Here is a 21,433-nt window from a genome sequence, read left to right on the forward strand (position 1 = left end):
CTGATGCGAGCCCACCACGCCAAGGGGGCGAACCGTCATGAACCCACGGGCCACCGCGCACGTCGACACCTTCGCCCGCGACCACCTCCCGCCACCCGGCCAGTGGCCCGAACTCCGCTTCGACCTGCCGGAGCTGCGCTACCCCGACCGGCTGAACTGCGCCGCGGAGCTGCTGCACGGCCCGCCCGACGACCGCCCGGCGTTCCGCACCCCCGACGGCACGAGGTGGACGTACGGCGAGCTGCGCGCCCGCGTGGACCGGCTCGCGCACCTCCTCACCGGCGACCTCGGGGTCGTCCCCGGCAACCGGGTGCTGCTGCGCGGCCCCACCACGCCGTGGCTGGCCGCCTGCTGGCTGGCGGTGCTGAAGGCGGGCGCGATCGCCGTCACTGTGCTGGCCCAGCAGCGCCCGCACGAGCTGAGCACCGTCTGCGAGATCGCCGAGGTCCACCACGCCCTGTGCGACGTCAGGGCCGTCGACGACCTCGCCAAGGCCGGTGTCCCGGACCTCTCCCTCACCACCTACGGCGGCGACTCCCCCGGCGACCTGCTGCACCGCCCGGCGCCCGCGACGCCGTACGAGGCCGTGCCGACCGCGGCCGACGACGTGGCGCTGATCGCCTTCACCTCCGGCACCACCGGACGCCCCAAGGGCTGCATGCACGTCCACCGGGACGTGCTGGCGATCGCGGACACCTTCTCCCGGCACGTGCTGAAGCCGGTCGCGGACGACGTGTTCGCCGGCAGTCCCCCGCTGGGCTTCACCTTCGGGCTCGGCGGCCTGGTGGTGTTCCCGCTGCGGGCCGGGGCGAGCGCGCTGCTCCTCGAACAGGCGCACCCCACCCAGCTGTTGGCCGCGATCGCCGAGCACAGGGTCTCGGTGCTGTTCACCGCGCCCACCGCCTACCGCGCGATGCTCGCCGGACTCGACGGCCACGACGTCACGTCGCTGCGCCGCTGCGTCTCGGCGGGCGAGAACCTGCCGGCCGCCACCTGGCGGGCCTGGCACGAGCGCACCGGGTTGCGGATCATCAACGGCATCGGCGCCACCGAACTGCTGCACATCTTCGTCTCCGCCGCCGACGAGGCGATCCGCCCCGGCACGACGGGAGTTCCGGTCCCCGGCTGGCAGGCGCGCGTGCAGGACGCCGACGGCACGCCCGTGCCCGACGGGGAGCCGGGACTGCTCGCGGTGCGCGGCCCCGTCGGCTGCCGCTACCTCGCCGACCCGCGCCAGCGGGAGTACGTGCGCGGCGGCTGGAACATCACCGGCGACACCTATGTCCGTGACCCCGACGGCTACTTCCGGTACGTCGCCCGCGCCGACGACATGATCATCTCGGCCGGGTACAACATCGCCGGCCCCGAGGTCGAGGACGCCCTGCTGCGCCACCCGGACGTGGTCGAGGCGGCGGTGGTCGGACGGCCGGACGAGGCGCGCGGCCAGGTCGTGGTGGCGTACGCGGTCCTGAGGGAGGGCGCGGAACGCGACGCCGAGGCGCTGCGCGCCTTCGTGAAGTCCGAGCTCGCGCCGTACAAGTGCCCGCGGGAGATCGTCTTCCTGGACGCCCTGCCCCGCACGGCCACCGGCAAGCTCCAGCGGTTCCGGCTGCGCGCTCCCACCGGGAGCGGGGACGACCGTGCGTGACGTCGGGGAACCTCGCCGTCCGCATACGACCTAAGATGATCAACGTGTCCGACCAGCAAGTCCTCCACGCTCCGAGATCCCTCATCGTCACGCTCTACGGCGCGTACGGCCGCTTCGTGCCGGGCCCGGTGCCCGTCGCCGAGCTGATCCGGCTGCTGGCCGCGGTCGGCGTGGACGCCCCGTCCGTCCGCTCCTCGGTGTCCCGGCTCAAACGGCGCGGCCTGCTCGTCCCCGCGCGTACCGCACAGGGCGCGGCCGGCTACGAACTGTCGCCCGACGCACGCCAGGTGCTCGACGACGGCGACCGGCGCGTGTACGCCACCGATCCGCCCGAGGACGAGGGCTGGGTGCTCGCCGTGTTCTCCGTCCCGGAGTCCGAACGGCAGAAGCGGCACGTGCTGCGCTCCCGGCTGTCCGGCCTCGGCTTCGGCACGGCGGCCCCCGGCGTGTGGATCGCCCCCGCGCGGCTGTACGAGGAGGCCAGGCACAGCCTGGAGCGCCTGCGCCTGGACGCCTACGTCGACTTCTTCCGCGGCGAGCACCTGGGCTTCGCGCCCACCGCGGAGGCGGTCGCCCGCTGGTGGGACCTGGCCCGGATCGCCGAGCAGCACGAGGCGTTCCTGGACCGGCACGCGCGGGTGCTGCGCGCCTGGGAGCGGCGCGCGGACACCCCGCCCGAGGACGCCTACCGCGACTACCTCCTCGCCCTGGACTCCTGGCGCCACCTCCCCTACGCCGACCCGGGCCTGCCCGCCGCCCTGCTCCCCGCCGACTGGCCGGGCACCCGCTCGGCGGCCGTCTTCCGCTCCCTGCACGAGCGGTTGCGGGACGCGGGGGCGGTGTTCGTGGACGTGTGAGCCGCCCACCGGCCCGGCGCCGGTCCCGCGCACCCGGTCGCCGGCCCCGTGGGAGCCGGCCGACGCGGTCCACGCGACGCCGGCGGGGCACGGGCCGGCCCGGCGGGCGGGGCTCGTGACGTCCGGGGTCAGCTCCCGAGGCCGAGACGGGGTCTGGGCGCGTCCGTGCGGCCGGTCCGGGGCCGCCTGCTGCCCGCACGGTACGGTGCCGGCCAGACCGCGCCCGGGCCCTCGTAGCCCTGCTCGGCCGCCGCGTGGAGCGTCCAGTGGGGGTCGTAGAGGTGGGGGCGGGCCAGGGCGCACAGGTCCGTACGCCCGGCCAGGATCAGGGAGTTGACGTCGTCCCAGGAGGAGATCGCGCCGACCGCGATCACCGGGACGCCCGCCTCGTGCCGGATCCGGTCGGCGAACGGGGTCTGGTACGAGCGCCCGAACTCCGGTGTCTCGTCGGCCACGACCTGCCCGGTCGACACGTCGATCACATCGGCGCCGTGCGCGGCGAAGGCGCGGGCGATCGCGACCGCGTCGTCGGCCGTGGTGCCGCCCTCCGCCCAGTCGGTGGCGGAGATCCGGACGGTCATCGGCCGGTCCCCCGGCCACGCCGCGCGCACCGCGTCGAACACCTCCAGCGGGAAGCGGAGCCGTTTCTCCGGTGAGCCGCCGTAGGCGTCGGTGCGGTGGTTGGTGAGCGGGGAGAGGAAGCCGGAGAGCAGGTAGCCGTGGGCGCAGTGCAGTTCCAGCAGGTCGAAACCGGCCCGCGCGGCCCGCACGGCGGCGGCCGTGAACTGTTCCCTCAGGTCGGTGAGCTGGGCCCGGGACAGTTCGCGGGGGATCTGGCTGCCCGGCCGGTACGGCAGGGGCGAGGCGGCGACGAGGGGCCAGTTGCCGTCGTCGAGCGGCTCGTCCATGCCCTCCCACATCGGCTTGGTCGAGCCCTTGCGGCCGCTGTGGCCGAGCTGCACGCCGATCGCGGTGCCGGGCGCCCGATCGTGCACGAAGTCGGTGATCCGCCGCCACGCCTCGGTCTGCCGACCGGTGTAGAGGCCCGCGCAGCCGGGCGTGATGCGCCCCTCGGGGCTGACGCACACCATCTCGGTCATCACCAGTCCGGCCCCGCCCAGCGCGCGGGCGCCGAGGTGCACGAGGTGGAAGTCGCCGGGGACGCCGTCGACCGCCGAGTACATGTCCATGGGCGAGACGACGACCCGGTTGCGCAGGGTCAGTCCGCGCATCCGGAACGGGGTGAACATCGGCGGCGTGCCGGGCGGGCAGCCGAACTCGCGCTCCACCGACCCGGTGAAGCGGGCGTCGCGCAGCCGCAGGTTGTCGTGGGTGACGCGGCGGCTGCGGGTGAGCAGGTTGAAGGCGAACCGGCGGGACGGCTGGTCCACGTAGAGGGACAGGTTCTCGAACCACTCCAGGCTGGCCCGGGCGGCGCGCTGGGTGGAGGCGACGACGGGCCGGCGCTCCGCCTCGTAGGCGGCCAGCGCGTCGGCCGGTGACGAGTGTTCGTCCAGGCACGCGGCGAGCGCCAGCGCGTCCTCGACGGCGAGCTTGGTGCCGGAGCCGATGGAGAAGTGCGCGGTGTGGGCGGCGTCGCCGAGGAGCACGACGTTGCCGTGCGACCAGCGCTCGTTGACGACCGTGCGGAAGGTGGTCCACGCCGAGTCGTTGGACTTCAGCGGGCGTCCGCCGAGCGCGTCGGAGAAGATTTTGGCGCAGCGCTCGGCCGATTCGCTCTCGTCCGTCTCGTCGAATCCCGCGGCGCGCCACACCTCCTCGCGCATCTCGACGATCACGGTGGAGGCGCCGTGGTCCTGCGGCCCGGAGGGCCTCGTCGAGGGGCGGTGGCCGGGCGACGGGCGGGAGTACGGGTAGCCGTGCAGCTGCATCACGCCGTGCTCGGTCTCGGCGATCTCGAAGCGGAAGGCGTCGAAGGCGAAGTCGGCGGCCAGCCAGATGTAGCGGCAGCGGTGCGCGGTGATCCGGGGCCGGAACACGTGGGCGAAGGCCTCGCGCGTGCCGCTGTGCACCCCGTCGGCGGCCACCACCAGGTCGTACGTCTCCGCCAGCCGGGCCGGGTCGGGTGCCTCGGTGCGGAAGCGCAGGTCGACTCCGAGGGAGCGGCAGCGCTCGTGCAGGATCTCCAGCAGGCGGTGCCTGCCGAGGGCGGCGAAGCGGTGCCCTCCGGAGGTGTGGCGGATGTTCCGGTGGACGATGTCGATGTCGTCCCAGTGGACGAAGGAGCGTCGGAGGGCTCCGTAGACCTCCGGGTCGGCGTGCTCGATCCCTCCCAGGGTCTCGTCGGAGAGGACGACGCCGAAGCCGAAGGTGTCTTCGGGGGCGTTGCGTTCCCACACGGTGACCTGACGGTCGGGGGCCAGGCGTTTGAGCAGCGCGGCGGTGCAGAGGCCGCCGGGGCCTCCGCCGACGATCGCCACCCGAAGGGGGTGGTTCTTCTTGTGGGGCGTGCCGTCGGTCGAGCGCATCCCGCTACCTCCCCCGCCATTTCGGCGGGCGCTTCTCGGTGAAGGCCGCATGGAACTCGGCGTAGTCCTCGCCGTTCATCAGCAGGGCCTGGGTCGAGGCGTCCAGTTCGACCGCCGCCGACAGGGGCATGTCCAGCTCCGCCGTGAGGAGGGCCTTGGTCCGGGCGTACGCGAGTGCCGGGCCGTCGGCGAGGCGGCGGGCCAGGTTCCGGGCGGCCTCGTCCGCGCCGCCCTCGTCGGCCAGTGCGCTGATCAGGCCGATGCGTTCGGCCTCCGGCGCGCGCACCGTGTCGCCCAGCATCAGCAGCCGGGTGGCGTGGCCCAGGCCGACGACCCTCGGCAGCAGGTACGCCGCGCCCATGTCGCCGCCCGACAGGCCGACCCGGGTGAAGAGGAAGGCGAAGCGGGCGCTGGGATCGGCGACCCGGAAGTCGGCGGCCAGGGCGAGGACCGCGCCGGCGCCCGCCGCCACTCCGTGCACCGCGGCGATCACCGGGAACGGGCACTCCCGTACCGCCCGCACCACCTGGCCGGTCATCCGGTTGAAGTCGAGGAGCTGCGCGGTGTCCATGGCGAGGGTCGCGCCGATGATCTCGTCGACGTCGCCGCCGGAGCAGAAGCCGCGCCCCTCGCCGGCCAGCACCAGGGCCCGTACGGCCCGCTCCCGGGACAGCTCGGCGAGCAGGTCGCGCAGGTCGGCGTAGGCGCCGAAGGTGAGCGCGTTGAGCTTGTCGGGGCGGGCGAGGGTGACGGTGGCGACGCCGTCGGCGAGCTCGACGCGCAGATGCTCCCAGCGGTCGGTGCGGGCGGCGGAGCCGGTGAAGGGACTCATGAGGGCGGCCTCCTAGGACGGGCACTGCGCTGCTCAGTGAGCTCTGCCCCATGAAGTTATCACCGATCGGTGACCGTCGTCATGGCCGCGCGATACGCTGTTCGGGCGCCGTCGCGCGCGGCGGGGCCCGCCCCCTCGCAGGGCCGCACCGGGTGCGCCGTACCATGGGCGGCTGAAAACAGGAGCACCCGCTCCACGAACGGACTCGCCGTGCACGAACCTCCCGCCGCCTCCACCTCCTGGCGCGTCGCACTGCCGCACACCACCGCGGCGGTGCCGGTGGCGCGTGCGCTGGTCCGTACGGCGCTGGCCGAACGGGAGCACGCCGCCGACTGCGACACGGCGGAGCTGCTGACGGCGGAGCTGGTGGCCAACGCCGTGGAGCACACCTCCGGGAGCGCCCCGATAGAGCTGGTGGTGCGGCTGCTGCCGGCCGGCTGCCAGGTCGAGGTGCACGACGCCGACCCGGAGCCGCCCGGCGACCTCACCCGTCCGGCCCGCGGCGTGCCCGACCCCTGGCAGGAGCACGGGCGCGGGCTGCTGCTGATCCGCACCCTGAGCTCGTCCTGCGGCCACCGCCCCACCGAGTCCGGCAAGGCGGTGTGGTTCCGGCTGCCGGGCCAGCGGCGCCCGGTCTGAGCGGGACGCGGGGGCTCAGGCGAGGGTCGCGACCAGGACGGCCTTGATCGTGTGCATCCGGTTCTCCGCCTCGTCGAAGACGACCGAGTGCGCCGACTCGAAGACCTCGTCGGTCACCTCCAGGGAGGTGAGGCCGTGGGTCTCGAAGATCTCCCGGCCGACCTTGGTGCCGAGGTCGTGGAAGGCGGGCAGGCAGTGCAGGAACCGCACGTCCGGGTTGCCGGTGGCGCGCAGGACGTCCATGGTCACCGCGTACGGGGCGAGGGCCTTGATCCGCTCGTCCCAGACCTCCTTGGGCTCCCCCATGGAGACCCAGACGTCCGTGCCGACGAAGTCCGCGCCCGCGACGCCCTCGGCGACGTCCTCGGTGAGCGTGACGCGCGCCCCGCTCGACGCGGCCAGTTCCCGCGCCCGGTCGACGACCTCCCCGGCGGGCCAGTAGTCCTTCGGGGCGACGATCCTGACGTCCATGCCCAGCAGGGCCGCGGTGACGAGGTAGGAGTTGCCCATGTTGAAGCGGGCGTCGCCGAGGTAGGCGAAGGCGATGTCCGTGAGCGGCTTGGGGCTGTGCTCGGTCATGGTGAGCACGTCGGCGAGCATCTGGGTGGGGTGCCAGTCGTCGGTGAGACCGTTGTAGACGGGCACCCCCGCGTACGCCGCGAGCTCCTCCACCTTGGCCTGGCTGTCCCCCCGGTACTCGATCCCGTCGTACATCCGGCCCAGCACCCGCGCGGTGTCCTTCACGGACTCCTTGTGGCCGATCTGCGAGCCGGACGGGTCGAGGTACGTCGTGGAGGCGCCCTGGTCGGCGGCCGCGACCTCGAACGCGCAGCGCGTGCGCGTCGAGGTCTTCTCGAAGATCAGCGCGATGTTCCTGCCCCGCAGGTGGCGATGCTCGGTCCCGGCCCGCTTGGCGGCCTTCAGTTCGGCGGCCAGCTCCAGCAGGCCGAGGAACTCCTGCGCGGTGAAGTCCAGCTCCTTGAGGAAGTGGCGGCCGGCGAGGGCGGTCGGGACAGTCGCCATGGGGTGCTCCAGGGATGGGGGACACGAACACTTGGAAGTGTATACGAACTTTTGTATTTCTATACGGAACGTTTTCCTGCGGGACGTTTCCGTGCGGGACGTTTCCGTACGGCGCTCTACACCGCGTCCCGCTGGACGGGGCAGCTCATGCAGCGCGGCCCGCCCCTGCCCCGGCCCAGCTCGCTGCCGGGGATCTCTATCACCTCGATGCCCTGCTTGCGCAGGTGCGTGTTGGTGGTGACGTTCCGCTCGTAGGCGACGACGACGCCCGGCTCGACGGCCATGACGTTGCAGCCGTCGTCCCACTGCTCGCGCTCGGCCGCGTGCACGTCCTGGGTGGCGGTCAGCACCCGGATCTCGCTGAGCCCCAGCGCGGCGGCGATCGCGCGGTGCATGTGCTCCGGCGGATGGTCGGTGACCTTCAGCTCCTTGTCCCCCGCGCCCGGCTCGATGGTGTACGAGCGGAGCATGCCGAGCCCCGCGTACTGGGTGAAGGTGTCGCCGTCGACCATGGTCATCACGGTGTCGAGGTGCATGAAGGCACGCCGCTTCGGCATGTCGAGCGCGACGATGGTCTCGGCGGAGCCGACCGCGAACAGCTTGTGCGCGAGCATCTCCACCGCCTGCGGGGTGGTCCGCTCGCTCATCCCGATCAGCACCGCGCCGTTGCCGATGACCAGCACGTCCCCGCCCTCGATGGTGGACGGGTAGTCGGCCTGCCCCTGGGACCAGACGTGGAAGGGCTCCGCGCGGAACAGCGGGTGGTGCCGGTAGATCGCCTCGAAGTGCACGGTCTCGCGCTGCCGGGCCGGCCAGCGCATCGCGTTGATGGCGACACCGTCGTAGATCCAGGCGGAGGTGTCGCGGGTGAAGAGGTGGTTGGGCAGCGGGCCGAGCAGGAAGTCGTCGAGCTCCATGGCGTGGAAGCGCACGGAGGTCGGCTCGGGGTGGGCGTCCAGGAACTCCCGCTTGGTCATCCCGCCGATCAGCACCTCGGCCAGCTCGGGCCCCGGGAGGGTTTCGAACGCGGCGCGGAGGTGGTCGGTGGCCAGCGGGCCGTACTCCTTCTCGTCGAAGACGCGGTCCAGGACGAGCGCGCGGGCCGCCGGGACGTCCAGCGTCTCGGCGAGCAGGTCGCCGAAGAGGTGGACGACGACGCCGCGGTCGCGCAGGACGTCGGCGAACCCGTCGTGCTCGGCGCGCGCCCGGCGCACCCAGAGCACGTCGTCGAAGAGCAGGGCGTCCTTGTTGCTGGGGGTGAGCCTTTTGAGCTCGAGATCGGGCCGGTGCAGGATGACGCGGCGGAGCCGGCCGGCCTCGGAGTCGACGTGGTAGGTCATGCCTTTCATCCTGACCGTCCGGGCGCGGGTTCACCCCTGTCCCCGGGTTCCCGGCTTCCGGAAATCCGCTTCCGTCAGCCGCGGCGCACGGGGCCGCGCACACCGGTCCGGTCCGGACAGGGCCCTGGAGGACCTCGCCCGGACCGGGTCGTGGTGCGCGTCCGCCCGCTACAGCCTCGGGTCCACCGGCTCCGACTCCAGGGCCAGGACGGCGAAGACCGGCTCGTGGACCCGCCACAGCGGCTCGCCTCCGGCGAGGCGGTCCAGGGCCTCCAGGCCGAGGGCGTACTCGCGCAGGGCGAGGGAGCGCTTGTGGTTGAGGAAGCGGTTGCGCAGGCGGGCCAGGTTCTCCGGGCGGGTGTACTCGGGACCGTAGATGATCCGCAGGTACTCGCGGCCCCGGCACTTGATGCCGGGCTGCACCGGGCGGCCCTTCTCTCCCCCACTCTCGGCTTCGCTCGAGCGGGGGGACCCCCAGTGCACCAGGGCGCCGACCGGCTTGACGACCATGCCCTCGCCGCCGCGTCCGGTCATCTCCAGCCACCAGTCGACTCCGGCGCGCACGGACTCGGGGTCGGCGGTGTCGACGTAGAGGCGGCGGGTGGTCTGCAGCAGTCCGGTGGTGTCGTGCTCGACCAGGCGGTCGATGAGGGCGAGCTGCTCGTCGTGGGGCAGGGCGGCGAGGCTGCGGCCCTGGACGGCGAGGATCTGGAACGGGGCCAGACGGACGCCGTCCAGGCCGTCGGTGGTCCAGCAGTAGCGGCGGTACGCGTCGGTGAACGCCGCGGCGGAACCGGCGCGTTCGCGCTGACGGTTCAACAGGTCCTCGACGTCCACACCGCGGGCCGCGGCGCTCTCCAGGGCGGCCAGTGCGCCCGGGAAGACCGCGCCGGAGGCGGCGCCGACCGCCGCGTACTGGGAGCGCAGCAGCCCGGACGCCTTCAGCGACCACGGCATCAGTTCGGCGTCCAGCAGCAGCCAGTCCGTGTCGAGTTCGTCCCAGAGGCCGGCCTCGGTGACCGCCGTGCGCAGCCGGCCGAGGATCTCCTCCGTGACGGCCCGGTCGTCGAAGAAGGGACGGCCGGTGCGGGTGTAGAGCGAGCCGGTCGTTCCTCCCCCGACGCCGAAGCGCGCGGCGGCCACGCCGGCGTCGCGGCAGACCAGGGCGACCGCGCGGGAGCCCATGTGCTTCTCCTCGCACACGACCCGGGCGACGCCGTCCCGCTCGTACTGGGCGAACGCCTCGACCGGGTGCTCCAGGTAGCCGTCGAGGTGCGAGGTGGCGGTGGGTGCCATGGTCGGCGGGAGGTACGGCAGCAGGCGCGGGTCGACCGCGAAGCGGCTCATCACCTCCAGGGCCGCGGCGGCGTTCTCCTCGCGGACCGATATCCGGCCGTGGTGCCGGGTCTCGACGAAGCGGCGGCCGTACACGTCCGCCAGGTCCAGCGGGCGGCCGTCGTGGCCGCCGGGGGCCTCGGTGCGCAGCGGGCGGGTCGGCTCGTACCAGACCCGCTCGGCCGGTACGTCGACCAGTTCCCGCTCCGGCCAGCGCAGCGCGGTGAGCTTGCCGCCGAAGACGGCGCCGGTGTCCAGGCAGATGGTGTTGTTGAGCCAGGTCGCCTCCGGGACGGGGGTGTGGCCGTAGACGACGGCGGCCCGGCCGCGGTAGTCCTCCGCCCACGGGTAGCGCACGGGCAGGCCGAACTCGTCGGTCTCGCCGGTGGTGTCGCCGTAGAGGGCGTGGCTGCGGACCCGGCCGGAGGTGCGGCCGTGGTACTTCTCCGGCAGACCGGCGTGGCAGACCACCAGCCGGCCGCCGTCGAGGACGTAGTGGCTGACCAGTCCGTCGATGAACTCCCGCACCTCGGCGCGGAACTCCTCGCTCTGCTCGTCCATCTGCTCGATGGTCTCGGCGAGTCCGTGGGTGTGCTGGACCTTGCGGCCCTTGAGGTAGCGGCCGAACTTGTTCTCGTGGTTGCCGGGCACGCACAGCGCGTCGCCCGCCTTCACCATGGCCATCACGCGGCGCAGCACGCCGGGGCTGTCCGGGCCGCGGTCGACGAGGTCGCCGACGAAGACGGCGGTACGGCCCTCGGGGTGCACGCCGTCGACGTACCCCAGCTTGCCGAGCAGTGCCTCCAGTTCGGCCGCGCAGCCGTGGATGTCACCGATGATGTCGAAGGGGCCGGTGAGGTGGGTGAGGTCGTTGAACCGCTTCTCGGTGACGACGGTGGCGTGCTCGACCTCCTCCGCACCGCGCAGCACGTGCACCTTGCGGAAGCCCTCGCGCTCCAGGTGACGCAGGGAGCGGCGCAGTTCGCGGGTGTGGCGCTGGATGACCCGGCGGGGCATGTCGGCGCGGTCGGTGCGGGTGGCGTTGCGCTCGGCGCAGACGTTCTCGGGGACGTCGAGCACGACGGCGATCGGCAGGACGTCGTACTTCCTGGCCAGCTCGACCAGCTGCCGCCGGGCGTCCTGCTGCACGTTGGTCGCGTCGACGACGGTGCGGCGGCCCGCGGCCAGCCGCTTGCCGGCGATGTAGTGCAGCACGTCGAAGGCGTCCCGACTCGCGCTCTGGTCGTTCTCGTCGTCGGCGACCAGACCGCGGCAGAAGTCGGAGGAGATGACCTCGGTCGGCTTGAAGTGGCGGCGGGCGAAGGTCGACTTGCCCGAGCCGGAGGCGCCGACGAGCACCACGAGGGAGAGGTCGGTGACGGGCAGGGTGCGGCCCCGCGGCTGCGGGGTCCCGGTGGTGGCGGTCATGCGGCCTTCTCCTCCTTCACGGTGCCGGCCGTGAACACGGCCATCTGGGTGGGCGGTCCGACCTCGGGGTCGTCCGGCCCGACGGGCACGAACTCCACGGTGTATCCGTGCCGTTCGGCCACTTCGGCCGCCCAGGCGCGGAACTCCTCGCGGGTCCACTCGAAGCGGTGGTCGCCGTGCCGGACGTGCCCGGCCGGGAGGGTCTCCCAGCGCACGTTGTACTCGACGTTGGGGGTGGTCACGAGGACCGTGCGGGGGCGGGCCGCGCCGAACACCGCGTACTCCAGGGCGGGCAGCCGGGGCAGGTCGAGGTGCTCGATCACCTCGCTGAGCACGGCGGCGTCGTACCCCTTGAGCCGCTTGTCGGTGTACGCGAGCGAGCCCTGGAAGAGCTGTACGCGCGCCGCCTGCCGCTCCCCCATGCGGTCCAGCTTGAGCCGCCGGGAGGCGATGGTGAGCGCCCGCATCGACACGTCGACGCCGACGATCTCGGTGAAGGACGGGTCCTTGAGCAGTGCCTGTACGAGCTGGCCCTGGCCGCAGCCGAGGTCGAGCACCCGGGCGGCGCCACAGGCGCGGAGCGCGGCGAGGATCGCCTCCCGCCGCTGCACGGCGAGCGGGGTCGGCTTCTCCTCGGACTCGGACTCGGTCTCCGCCGCCACGGCGTTGTCGATCTCCTCGACGTCGCTGTCGTCCACCTCGGCCAGCCGGACCAGCTCGAGCCGCTCCATGGCCTGGCGGGTCAGCGACCAGCGGCGGGACAGGTAGCGGCCGGCGATCAGCTTCTGCTCCGGGTGCGCGGGCAGCCAGCCCTCACCGGCGCGCAGCAGCTTGTCGACCTCGTCGGAGGAGACCCAGTAGTGCTTGGCGTCGTCGAGGACGGGGAGCAGTACGTAGAGGTGGCGCAGGGCCTCGGCGAGGGTGAGCGTCGCCGCCTCCAGGACCAGACGCACGTACCGCGAGTCGCCCCACTCGGGGAACTCGGCGTCCAGGGCCACGGGCTCGGCGGTGACCGTCCAGCCGAGCGGCTCGAAGAGCCGGCGGACGAGTTCGGCGCCGCCGCGCGCGGGCAGCGCGGGCACCTCGATGCGCAGCGGACGCGGCTGCCCCGGCAGTTCCGGGCGGGCGGCGCACACGCCGCGCATCGCGCTGGAGAAGACGCCGCTCAGCGCGACGGCGAGCAGGGAGGACGCCGCGTACGGGCGGTCGTTGACGTACTGCGCGAGTGCCGCGTCGGGGGCACCCCCGCGGCCCTTGCCCTTGCCGCGCCGGACCAGTGCCACCGCGTCCACCTCCAGCAGCAGCGCCGCCGTGCAGCGCTCGGCGTCCGCCTCGGGGTAGAGGACGTGGGCCGTGCCGTAGGACGTGGAGAACGCCTGCGCCTTCTCGGGATGCTTGTGCAGCAGGAAACCGAGATCGGTCGCCGGGCGCTCGGCGGAGCCGGTGGTACTGATCGTCAGGAACACGGTGGTTACACCTCGAAACGCCTTCTGAGCTGGGGGGACACGCCGGATTCGGACGTGTGGTGCCAACGTACCGGGAACCGTCGGGAATGCCCCGGGAATTTACCGGCGCATGCGGCGGGGCCGCCCGTTCCGTACGGACGGCCCCGGGTGGTGCGGTGCTCGCGCCTACGACAGCTGGGACTGGACCTGGGCGGAGATCAGTTCCAGGTGGTCGAGGTCGTGCAGGTCGAGGACCTGGAGGTAGATGCGGTCGGCACCGGTCTCGGCGTAGCGGCCGATCTTGTCGACGACCTCGGCGGGGGAGCCCGCAAGACCGTTGGTCCTGAGCTCGTCGACCTCGCGGCCGATCGCGGCGGCGCGGCGGGCGACCTCCTGGTCGTCCTTGCCGACGCAGACGACGAGGGCGTTGGAGTAGACCAGCTCGCCCGGGTCGCGGCCAGCCTCCCGGGCGGCGTCGCGGACCCGGCCGAACTGGCGCGCGGTGTCCTCGACCGAGGCGAAGGGCATGTTGAACTCGTCACCGAAACGGGCCGCGAGGCGCGGGGTGCGGGTCGCGCCGTGACCGCCGATGAGCACCGGCACCTTGGACTGGGCGGGCTTGGGGAGCGCGGGCGACTTGGTGAGGTCGTAGTACGTGCCGTGGAAGTCGAAGGTCTCGCCGACCGCGGTGGCCCACAGGCCGGTGACGATCTCCAGCTGCTCCTCGAGGCGGGCGAACTTCTCCTTCGGGAAGGGGATGCCGTACGCCTTGTGCTCCTCCTCGAACCAACCCGCGCCCAGGCCGAGTTCGACACGGCCGCCGGACATCTGGTCGACCTGGGCGACCTGGATGGCGAGCACGCCGGGGAGGCGGAAGGTGCCGGCGGTCATCAGGGTGCCGAGCCGGATGCGCTTGGTCTCGCGTGCGAGGCCGGCGAGGGTGATCCAGGCGTCGGTGGGACCGGGCAGGCCGTCGGCGGAGCCCATGCTGAGGTAGTGGTCGGAGCGGAAGAAGGCGTCGAAGCCGAGGTCCTCGGTGGCCTTGGCGACGGTGAGGAGGGTGTCGTAGGTGGCGCCCTGCTGGGGCTCGGTGAAGATGCGAAGATCCATGGCTCCATCCTGCACTCTCGGGGACGGGGGGCGGTGCTTGCGGGGGGGGTGCGCGGCTCTGCTCTCACAAGGTGAGCGGCGTCGGTGCGGGCCGGAGGGGTGTCCGCGCGGCCCGGCGCCTGCGGGGCGCCGTCGCGCCCACCCGCCGCAGGCGCTGCCGCAGCCCCACCGGACCGGACGCTGCGCCGCAGGCGCACGACCCGCAGCCCCACCGGACCGAACTCCGTGTCAGCCGGCCTCGCGCTCCGGTGGCGCCTCGTCGCGGGAGGCCAGTTTGCGGAGCATCTCCAGGACGCGGTCGCGGGACTCGTCCGCCGCGTCGATGGCCTCCATGCACTGCCAGTACGTCGCCTCGTCGTCCGCGGAGGAGGCGAGCCCCACCAGGGCGATACCGACCTCGCCGAGCAGACCGCCGAGGTGCATCAGGACCGGTCGGGTCTCGCCCAGCTCGGTGAGCCGGGCCGCGCGCAGTTCGTCCGGGCCGAGTTCCGGGGCGCCCAGCACTCCGCAGCCTCGGCCCGCCAGCTCGGTCAGCCCGAGTGCCTCACCCCGCAGTTCGGGCGGGCCGACGACGGCGAGGCGGCTCCCGATCGCCTGCGCCAGAGCCTGCGCCTGCCACACCTCGGTCAGCAGCTCCCGCACGCCACCGCCCGCGGCCAGGGCGCGCCTGCTCGTCACGATGAGCCGCACAGCGTCCATGCGCTGCCCCCGTCCGTCCGACGCGCTGCCCGCGCGTCCGCATCCGTTGAACTCCCTTGTTCACTACCCAGAGTGAAAGAGTGTGAGACAAAAAGCCAGAGGAAGACCGAAATCTGCCGACAACGATTCGGATGGAGTTCACTTTTCATATACGGAGAGTGATAACGGAGTCGATGGATCCTCACCCCTGGGGCGGCTCCCCCACCGGAAACCTGCGCTCGTTGCGGTCGATCTTCGCGGCCAGCGCGGCCAGCGGGTCGACGCCGAGCACCTCGCACAGCTGGAGCAGATACGCGAGGACGTCGGCGACCTCGTCGCTCACGCGGTGCGCGGTGTCCGGGTCGTCCATGACGCGGGCGGACTCCTCGGGCGTCAACCACTGGAAGATCTCGAGGAGTTCGGACGCCTCCACGCTGAGCGCGGCGACGAGGTTCTTCGGGGTGTGGTACGGCTGCCAGTCGCGCGCGGCGGCGAACTCGGCGAGCCGGTGCTGGAGCCCCGCGAGGTCGTAAGGATCAGTCACGGTCCAGGTGTACCACCGTCACCCCGCTCACCCCCGCCGCCCAGGAGGCGTCGCTCACCGCCCCGACCAGCCGGATGTGCCCGCGCTCGCACATCCGCGCCGCCAGGCGCAGCAGCTCGCCCCGCTGCACCGGATCCAGCGCCCGGTCCAGGCCGTCGGCGAGGACCGTGAGGGTCTGGAGCGCCGCCGGGACCTCGCCGGGCGCGTCGACCTCCAGCACACCGGGCCCGGTGAGCAGCACCAGGGCGAGCGCGGCGTACCGCAGCTCGCCGTCACCGAGGCGCCGCAGCTCGGTACGGGTGCCGTCGCCCCGGTCGAGGAGGGCGCGGACCAGGCGGCCGGCGTCGTACGGCTCGGCGAGCAGGCCGGTGACCGGCCCGGCGCATCCGGCGCGCACCGCCTCCACGAGGAGGGCGTACCGGCGTCCGCACTCGGCGCGGGTGCGCCACAGGACGTCGGCGAGGTTGTCGCAGCCGCCGAGCAGCCGCCCGGTGCCGACCCGGACGGGGTCCCGCATCCGCTCGGGGCGGGGGTCGCAGGGGAAGACGGAGCGCAGGGCGACCACCATCTGCTCGGCGGCGGCGAGCACCCTGCGCTGCCCGGGGGTCTTGCCGGCGACGCGCAGCGGCAGCAGCGCGGTGCCGAGCCGGTCGTCCGGCAGCGGGGCGCGGGTCACCGGAGCCGCCCCGGCCGTGTGCCAGGCGGCCTGTACGGTGCGCCGGCCGGGGTCGCGCAGGGCGGTCTCCAGGAGGACCGTCCCGCCCGCCGTCAGCCGCTCCCCCACGATCCGCAGCCCGGGTTCGGCCTGTACGGCGACCTCCAGCCGGACCGGCCCCCCGGGACCGTCGGCCGTGCAGCCGATGCGGAAGCCGCGGCGGCGCTGGGCGTCGGCGCGGGCCCGCTCCGGCACACAGGCGCCGGGCTCCGGGAACGCCTCCCCCAGCTCGGCCCCGCCGCCGAGCCGGGCGAGCGCCTCGTACGCCCGCAGCGCGCTGGTCTTGCCGCTCCCGCTGGGCCCGGCGAGCAGGGTGAGCGCCCCGAGCGGGAGCGCCGTGCCGCGGTGCCCGGCGAAGGCGGACAGCAGCAGCTCGGTGACGCGCGGCCGGTCGGGGTGACCCACGACGCCGACGGACCGCGCGGCCGGCAGATCCGGCGCAACCGGTGAATCCAGCTGATCCGGCACAACCGGTGAATCCGGTGCGGCCCGCGGATCCGGTGCGGCCGGGCCCGCGGACGAGGGCGGCGTGCTCATGCCCGGGCGGGGCGGGGAAGGTGGGGTCATGTGCGGGACGCTAAGGGGTCCGGTACGGGGCGAACCGTTCCGCTCCACGGGCCTTCCCACGATCGGGCGACGCGCTCAGGCCCCCGGCACCCCCACCCCCTCCATCAGCCCCGTGACCTCCGTGCCGGCCGGGGTCAGGAGGAAGACGTTGCGGTCGACCCGGTGCATTCCGCTGGCCAGGCCGAAGACGACGCCCGTGCTGAAGTCCAGGACCCGTTTGGCGGTCTCGGTCTCCGCGCCGGTCAGGTCGAGCAGGACCGGTATCCCGGACATCAGTGTCTCGGCGACCTCGCGGGCGTCCGCGAACACGTTCACCCGCAGGACGACGAAGCGGCGGCGCGCCTCCGTCGCGGCCTCGGGCAGGGCGCGGTGGCCCACCGCGGACGGCCACGCGTCGCGGCCCCGCAGCGGAACGACCTGGGCGAGCCCCTCCCACTGTTCGTCGGTGACGTCGTGGCTGTTCACCGGCATGCTCCGTCCCCTGTCGCGCTGGCTGTCTGCATCGGGCAATTCTTACTCATGGTCACCCGTTCGGCCCAATAACGACACGCTCCGCCATCGCGGGGCCCGCGCAGCGTGACGCTTGCCCCGGGTACCCGTGGGGTGCCCGGCGCACCGTCGAGGACCGCGCCGCTCGCGAAGGAGACCCATGAGCGGGAGGGAGACCCCATGAGTGGGCTGGCCCTGCCCGACCTCGCCGCCCCTTCCCGTCCCGACCCGGGGCTCCGCTCAGGGCCGAAAGGGGGGTCTGGGAGCACAGCCTTCAGGGAAGGGGCGGCGGGGGCGGTCTCTCGTTGACCCGTGTCGCTCGGCCCTGTTGCATGAGCGCATGGCTGATGAAGTGGACGGTGTGGTGGGGCCCGTTGCCGCCTTCGAGACGCAAGGGGACTGGGAGGCGTGGCTGGAGGAGCATCAGGGGGACGTCGACGGGGTGTGGCTGAGGATCCCGAAGAAGGGGTCCGGGATCACCGGGGTCGACTACGCGACCGCGCTGGAGTCGGCACTGTGCTACGGCTGGATCGACGGGCACAAGAAGGGGCTGGACGACACCCACTGGCTCCAGCGGTTCACCCCGCGGCGGGCGCGCAGCCGGTGGTCGGCGGTCAACCGGCAGAAGGCCCTCGACCTCATCGAGCAGGGACGTATGCGGCCGTCCGGACTGCGCGAGGTGGAACGGGCGCGGGCGGACGGCCGCTGGGACGCCGCGTACGCGAGCCAGAGCACGGCGACCGTCCCCGACGACCTGCGGGCCGCGCTGGACGCGGCGCCCGGAGCCGGTGACTTCTTCGGCACCCTCGACAGCCGCAACCGGTACGCGATCCTCCACCGGATCGAGGAGGCGAAGCGGCCGGGGACCCGGGCGGCCCGGATCGAGAAGTTCGTCGCCATGCTCGCCGAGGGGCGGAAGATCTACCCCTAGACATCCCCGATGTCCCCGTTCCCCCGTTCCCCCTGTCCGGTCAGCCCGCTACGACCGCCTCCGCCGCCGCCACGCCGCAGACGCGGGCCGCGCCGTGGGTGGCGATGTGCGCCGCGCCGCGCGGTGCGGACTGCGGTACGCCCATCTCCACGACCACGGTGGACGGGTCGGCGGCGAGCAGGGTGTCCAGGGCCGTGCGCATCCACGGGTGCCGGTGCTCGTCGCGGACCACGGCGACGACGCGCCGCCCTGCCGCCGCCTTCAGCGCCTGCTCGCCGGCGTCGGGGCCGGTGAAGTGGCCGGTGGTGGTGCCGGGCAGCAGCCGTTCCAGCTCCGCGCCGACGCCCCACGGGGTCTCGTCGCCCACGGCGATGTTCGGGGCCGGGTTGAAGGTGGCCACGTACACCGGTCCGGTGACCGGCGCGGGACCGGCGGCGCGGGTGACGGTCACCGCGCGGCGGGCCGCCGTGAGGCCGATCTCCGGCTCGGGTGCGACGGCCGCGGCCGGGGACCGTCGTACGGAGGCGGTCCAGTCGGCGAGGGCGCGCACCCGGGCGGCGGCGTCGGCGAGCCGCTCCTCCGGGAGTTCGCCGGAGCGTACGGCGGCGACCAGTGCGTCCCGCAGGCGCTGCACGGTGCCCTCGTCGCACAGCCCGCCGCCCACGCAGATCGCGTCGGCGCCGGCGGCGATGGCGAGGACGACTCCCTGTTCGAGGCCGTAGGTGCCGGAGATGGCGCGCATCTCCATGCCGTCGGTGACGATCAGGCCCTGGTAGCCGAGTTCGCCGCGCAGCAGGTCGGTGAGGATGCGCCGGGAGAGCGTGGCCGGGCGGTCCGGGTCGAGGACCGGCACCCGGATGTGCGCGCTCATGACGGCACGGGTGCCGGCCGCGATCGCCGCCCGGAACGGCTGCAGTTCGCGCTCGTCGAGGGTCTTGGCGTCGAGGTCGATGTGCGGGATCGCGTGGTGGGAGTCGACGCTGGTGTCGCCGTGGCCGGGGAAGTGCTTGGTGCAGGCGGCGACGCCGGTGGACTGCAGACCCTCGACGTAGGCGGCGGTGTGCCGGGCGACCAGGGCGGTGTCGCCGCCGAAGGAGCGCACGCCGATCACCGGGTTGTCGGGGTTGGCGTTGACGTCGGCGGACGGCGCCCAGTCGAAGTTGACGCCGCACTCCGCGAGCCGGCGGCCGAGCTCGCGGGCGACGCCCCGGGTCAGGTCGGTGTCGTCGACGGCGCCGAGGGCGTGGTTGCCGGGGAAGGAGGAGCCGGTGCGGACCTCCAGGCGGGTGACGTCGCCGCTCTCCTCGTCGATGGCGACCAGCAGGTCGTCCCGCTCGGCCCGCAGTTGCGCGGTGAGGGCGGTGACCTGTTCGGCGGTGGTGACGTTGCGGCCGAAGAGGGCGACGGAGGCGAGGCCCTCGGCCAGCCGGCGGCGCACCCAGTCGGGCGCGGTGGTGCCGGCGAAGCCCGGCTGCAGTACGGCGAGCGCGTCCCGGGTGAGGGTGTCGGTGCCGGTGGTGGTTGTCGTCATCGGGTGGCGTTATCCCTTCACGGCGCCCGCGGTGAGGCCGCTGACGGCCTTGCGCTGCAGGTAGACGAAGAGGATCAGGATCGGGACGGCGAACAGGGAGGAGGCGGCCATGGTCGCGCCCCAGTCGTCGCCGAAGACGGTCTGGAAGCTGGACAGCCACAGGGGCAGGGTCTGCGCCTCGGCCTCCTTGTTGAGCACCAGCACGAGCGGGAACTCGTTCCAGGCGGTGATGAAGCCGAACATCGAGGTGGACATCAGGCCCGGCGCGAGCAGCGGCAGGACGACCCGGCGGAACGCGGTGAGACGGCTGCAGCCGTCGACCATCGCCGCCTCCTCCAGCTCCTTGGGCACGGCGGCGACGAAGCCGCGCAGCGTCAGGATGGTGAAGGGCAGGATCATCATCATGTAGAAGGCCGTGAGCGGCACCAGGCTGTTCAGCATGGAGGCGTCCCGCACGATCATGTAGATCGCGATGACCATGACCTCCCAGGGCGCCATCTGGGCGAGCATGAAGCCGATGATGAAGCCGCGCCGCCCCTTGAACCGCATCCGCACCAGGGTGAAGGACGTGACCAGGGCGATGACCAGCGAGAAGACGACCGCGAGGACGGTGACGATCAGCGAGTTGCCGACGAAGGTCCAGAAGTTGTCGACGCTGGTCGCGGTCTCGAAGTGCTCGAAGGTGATGTCGGTGGGGAACCAGACCGGGTCCTCCGAGATGATGTCGCCGGTCGGTTTGAACGCCGTGGCGAACATCCAGTACACGGGGAAGACGCAGCCGATGAACAGGACGACGGCCGTGACGTTGGGCCACAGGCGGCCGAAGAGCGAGCGCTTCACAGCTCGTCCTCCTCTTGCTTGAGCACGATCCTGAGGTAGTAGGCGGTCAGGCCGAGCAGGATCAGGATGGTCAGGACGGCGATCGCCGCGCCCATGCCGTAGTGCTGGTTGCCGACGCCCTCGACGTAGGCGTAGACGGGCAGGATCTCGGTGAGCCGGTCGGGGCCGCCGCCGTTGAAGGTGAAGACCTGGACGAACGCCTTGAAGACCCAGATGACCTCCAGGAACGTCGTCGCGTAGAGGAACGGCCGCAGGAACGGCATGGTGACCGTGGTGAAGCTCCGCCAGGCGCCGGCGCCGTCGAGGGACGCGGCCTCGTAGAGCTCCTTGGGGATGGTGGTGGTCGCCGCGTAGAGGTTGATCGCGACGAACGGGATCGACATCCACACGATCAGCAGGGTGACGACGAAGAACGTCGACATCTGGCTGCTGGTCCAGCTGTAGTCGGCCATGGAGTGCCAGCCGAGCTTGTCCAGGACCCAGTTGACGACGCCGAAGCGCTGGGCGAACAGCCACTGGTAGACGGTGGTGGCGGCCACGACGGGCATCGCCCAGGCGAGCACCAGGCCGAACAGCAGGGTGAACCGCATCCGTGTGCCGAGGCGGGCGAGCAGCAGGCCGGTCAGCGTGCCCAGGACCATGATCAGGACGACGTTGGCCGCCGTGAACAGGATCGAGCGGAGGGTGACCCGCCAGAAGTCCTCGCCGGTGAGGACCTCCTTGTAGTTGTCGACGCCGTTCCACTCGGTGACGTGCTGGATCAGCTGCGCCATGTTGAGGTTCTGGAAGGACAGCAGCAGGTCCTTCAGCAGCGGCCAGCCGAGCAGCAGCACGGTGGCCGCGACGGCGGGCAGCAGCAACAGGTACGGGGCGAGCGCGCCGGCGCGCGACGCGGCTCGCGGTGTCGGCCTGCCGGGTCCTGTGTCGTCCGCCTTGCGGACGTCCGCCGGGCCGGAGGGCGGCCGTTCGGTCTGCACGGTCATGCTCGCGCT

18 protein-coding genes are annotated in these 21,433 nt (G+C 72.9%); 4 read left to right on the plus strand and 14 right to left on the minus strand.

Annotated elements, in window-relative coordinates; all coding sequences use genetic code 11:
* The first annotated feature begins 37 nt into the window (after positions 1 to 37).
* Both AB0A94_RS03540 and AB0A94_RS03545 read left to right on the plus strand, forming a co-directional pair.
* A complete protein-coding gene (locus AB0A94_RS03540; protein ID WP_361738192.1) occupies positions 38 to 1,648 on the plus strand; it encodes an AMP-binding protein in 1,611 nt (536 codons plus the stop codon).
* A 35-nt stretch (positions 1,649 to 1,683) separates the two neighbouring features.
* Positions 1,684 to 2,505, plus strand: coding sequence for a PaaX family transcriptional regulator C-terminal domain-containing protein (locus AB0A94_RS03545; protein WP_361738195.1), 822 nt, complete (start codon positions 1,684 to 1,686; stop codon positions 2,503 to 2,505).
* 128 nt (positions 2,506 to 2,633) lie between these two features.
* Here AB0A94_RS03545 and AB0A94_RS03550 read toward each other — a convergent pair whose 3' ends face one another.
* Positions 2,634 to 4,994: a bifunctional salicylyl-CoA 5-hydroxylase/oxidoreductase gene (locus AB0A94_RS03550; RefSeq protein WP_361738198.1), complete on the minus strand. Its 2,361-nt coding sequence runs from the start codon at positions 4,992 to 4,994 to the stop codon at positions 2,634 to 2,636.
* Between the two features lie 4 nt (positions 4,995 to 4,998).
* Positions 4,999 to 5,826 (minus strand): enoyl-CoA hydratase family protein, encoded by an 828-nt coding sequence (locus AB0A94_RS03555; RefSeq protein WP_361738200.1) that lies wholly within the window; start codon positions 5,824 to 5,826, stop codon positions 4,999 to 5,001.
* A gap of 210 nt (positions 5,827 to 6,036) precedes the next feature.
* Here AB0A94_RS03555 and AB0A94_RS03560 point away from each other — a divergent pair, with 210 nt between their 5' ends.
* Positions 6,037 to 6,465 (plus strand): ATP-binding protein, encoded by a 429-nt coding sequence (locus AB0A94_RS03560; protein WP_361738203.1) that lies wholly within the window; start codon positions 6,037 to 6,039, stop codon positions 6,463 to 6,465.
* 15 nt (positions 6,466 to 6,480) lie between these two features.
* Here the strand turns inward: AB0A94_RS03560 and argF are convergent, their stop codons facing one another.
* The 9 genes from argF to AB0A94_RS03605 all read right to left on the minus strand — a co-directional run bounded on the left by argF (position 6,481) and on the right by AB0A94_RS03605 (position 17,121).
* On the minus strand, positions 6,481 to 7,488 hold the full coding sequence (argF, locus tag AB0A94_RS03565; protein ID WP_361738206.1) for an ornithine carbamoyltransferase: 1,008 nt from the start codon (positions 7,486 to 7,488) through the stop codon (positions 6,481 to 6,483).
* 116 nt (positions 7,489 to 7,604) lie between these two features.
* Positions 7,605 to 8,828 carry an arginine deiminase gene (locus tag AB0A94_RS03570; RefSeq protein WP_361738209.1) on the minus strand — a complete coding sequence of 408 codons (1,224 nt, stop codon included), beginning with the start codon at positions 8,826 to 8,828 and terminating at the stop codon, positions 7,605 to 7,607.
* Between the two features lie 168 nt (positions 8,829 to 8,996).
* The gene (locus AB0A94_RS03575; RefSeq protein ID WP_361738211.1) at positions 8,997 to 11,591 is read right to left on the minus strand and encodes a polynucleotide kinase-phosphatase; all 2,595 of its coding nucleotides are present in this window, start codon (positions 11,589 to 11,591) and stop codon (positions 8,997 to 8,999) included.
* A complete protein-coding gene (locus AB0A94_RS03580; RefSeq protein WP_361738214.1) occupies positions 11,588 to 13,057 on the minus strand; it encodes a 3' terminal RNA ribose 2'-O-methyltransferase Hen1 in 1,470 nt (489 codons plus the stop codon). The genes AB0A94_RS03575 and AB0A94_RS03580 overlap by 4 nt, the downstream gene beginning before the upstream one ends.
* 165 nt (positions 13,058 to 13,222) lie before the next feature.
* Positions 13,223 to 14,146: an LLM class F420-dependent oxidoreductase gene (locus AB0A94_RS03585; RefSeq protein ID WP_361738217.1), complete on the minus strand. Its 924-nt coding sequence runs from the start codon at positions 14,144 to 14,146 to the stop codon at positions 13,223 to 13,225.
* Positions 14,147 to 14,374: 228 nt separating this feature from the next.
* On the minus strand, positions 14,375 to 14,845 hold the full coding sequence (locus tag AB0A94_RS03590; RefSeq protein ID WP_361738220.1) for a DUF6099 family protein: 471 nt from the start codon (positions 14,843 to 14,845) through the stop codon (positions 14,375 to 14,377).
* Between the two features lie 181 nt (positions 14,846 to 15,026).
* Positions 15,027 to 15,368, minus strand: a complete 342-nt coding sequence (locus AB0A94_RS03595; RefSeq protein ID WP_361738223.1) for a nucleotide pyrophosphohydrolase — start codon at positions 15,366 to 15,368, stop codon at positions 15,027 to 15,029.
* A complete protein-coding gene (locus AB0A94_RS03600) occupies positions 15,361 to 16,620 on the minus strand; it encodes an ATP-binding protein (protein ID WP_361738467.1) in 1,260 nt (419 codons plus the stop codon). The genes AB0A94_RS03595 and AB0A94_RS03600 overlap by 8 nt, the downstream gene beginning before the upstream one ends.
* 105 nt (positions 16,621 to 16,725) lie before the next feature.
* Positions 16,726 to 17,121 (minus strand): cell division protein SepF, encoded by a 396-nt coding sequence (locus AB0A94_RS03605; RefSeq protein ID WP_217129135.1) that lies wholly within the window; start codon positions 17,119 to 17,121, stop codon positions 16,726 to 16,728.
* Between the two features lie 358 nt (positions 17,122 to 17,479).
* Between AB0A94_RS03605 and AB0A94_RS03610 the strand changes: the two genes are divergently transcribed.
* Entirely contained in the window at positions 17,480 to 18,070 is a 591-nt protein-coding gene (locus AB0A94_RS03610; protein WP_361738226.1) for a YdeI/OmpD-associated family protein, read from the plus strand.
* Positions 18,071 to 18,110: 40 nt separating this feature from the next.
* Here AB0A94_RS03610 and AB0A94_RS03615 read toward each other — a convergent pair whose 3' ends face one another.
* Genes AB0A94_RS03615 through AB0A94_RS03625 form a run of 3 tightly spaced genes read right to left on the minus strand, consistent with a single transcriptional unit; the run spans position 18,111 to position 21,424 of the window.
* The gene (locus AB0A94_RS03615; protein ID WP_361738229.1) at positions 18,111 to 19,601 is read right to left on the minus strand and encodes a glycoside hydrolase family 3 protein; all 1,491 of its coding nucleotides are present in this window, start codon (positions 19,599 to 19,601) and stop codon (positions 18,111 to 18,113) included.
* A gap of 9 nt (positions 19,602 to 19,610) precedes the next feature.
* Positions 19,611 to 20,441 carry a carbohydrate ABC transporter permease gene (locus AB0A94_RS03620; protein WP_361738232.1) on the minus strand — a complete coding sequence of 277 codons (831 nt, stop codon included), beginning with the start codon at positions 20,439 to 20,441 and terminating at the stop codon, positions 19,611 to 19,613.
* Positions 20,438 to 21,424: a sugar ABC transporter permease gene (locus AB0A94_RS03625; RefSeq protein WP_361738235.1), complete on the minus strand. Its 987-nt coding sequence runs from the start codon at positions 21,422 to 21,424 to the stop codon at positions 20,438 to 20,440. The genes AB0A94_RS03620 and AB0A94_RS03625 overlap by 4 nt, the downstream gene beginning before the upstream one ends.
* Positions 21,425 to 21,433: the final 9 nt, after the last annotated feature.

It is taken from the genome of Streptomyces sp. NPDC044984, from assembly GCF_040646935.1.
Classification (GTDB): Bacteria; Actinomycetota; Actinomycetes; order Streptomycetales; family Streptomycetaceae; genus Streptomyces.

What these genes read in the sequence shown, in the direction of transcription:
- AB0A94_RS03570 (WP_361738209.1), bottom strand. Translation starts at nt 8,828, where the DNA reads ATGACCTACCACGTCGACTCCGAGGCCGGCCGGCTCCGCCGCGTCATC.
- AB0A94_RS03540 (WP_361738192.1), top strand. Translation starts at nt 38, where the DNA reads ATGAACCCACGGGCCACCGCGCACGTCGACACCTTCGCCCGCGACCAC.
- AB0A94_RS03585 (WP_361738217.1), bottom strand. Translation starts at nt 14,146, where the DNA reads ATGGATCTTCGCATCTTCACCGAGCCCCAGCAGGGCGCCACCTACGAC.
- argF (WP_361738206.1), bottom strand. Translation starts at nt 7,488, where the DNA reads ATGGCGACTGTCCCGACCGCCCTCGCCGGCCGCCACTTCCTCAAGGAG.
- AB0A94_RS03545 (WP_361738195.1), top strand. Translation starts at nt 1,684, where the DNA reads ATGATCAACGTGTCCGACCAGCAAGTCCTCCACGCTCCGAGATCCCTC.
- AB0A94_RS03625 (WP_361738235.1), bottom strand. Translation starts at nt 21,424, where the DNA reads ATGACCGTGCAGACCGAACGGCCGCCCTCCGGCCCGGCGGACGTCCGC.
- AB0A94_RS03550 (WP_361738198.1), bottom strand. Translation starts at nt 4,994, where the DNA reads ATGCGCTCGACCGACGGCACGCCCCACAAGAAGAACCACCCCCTTCGG.
- AB0A94_RS03575 (WP_361738211.1), bottom strand. Translation starts at nt 11,591, where the DNA reads ATGACCGCCACCACCGGGACCCCGCAGCCGCGGGGCCGCACCCTGCCC.
- AB0A94_RS03605 (WP_217129135.1), bottom strand. Translation starts at nt 17,121, where the DNA reads ATGCCGGTGAACAGCCACGACGTCACCGACGAACAGTGGGAGGGGCTC.
- AB0A94_RS03590 (WP_361738220.1), bottom strand. Translation starts at nt 14,845, where the DNA reads ATGGACGCTGTGCGGCTCATCGTGACGAGCAGGCGCGCCCTGGCCGCG.
- AB0A94_RS03615 (WP_361738229.1), bottom strand. Translation starts at nt 19,601, where the DNA reads ATGACGACAACCACCACCGGCACCGACACCCTCACCCGGGACGCGCTC.
- AB0A94_RS03555 (WP_361738200.1), bottom strand. Translation starts at nt 5,826, where the DNA reads ATGAGTCCCTTCACCGGCTCCGCCGCCCGCACCGACCGCTGGGAGCAT.
- AB0A94_RS03610 (WP_361738226.1), top strand. Translation starts at nt 17,480, where the DNA reads ATGGCTGATGAAGTGGACGGTGTGGTGGGGCCCGTTGCCGCCTTCGAG.
- AB0A94_RS03600 (WP_361738467.1), bottom strand. Translation starts at nt 16,620, where the DNA reads ATGAGCACGCCGCCCTCGTCCGCGGGCCCGGCCGCACCGGATCCGCGG.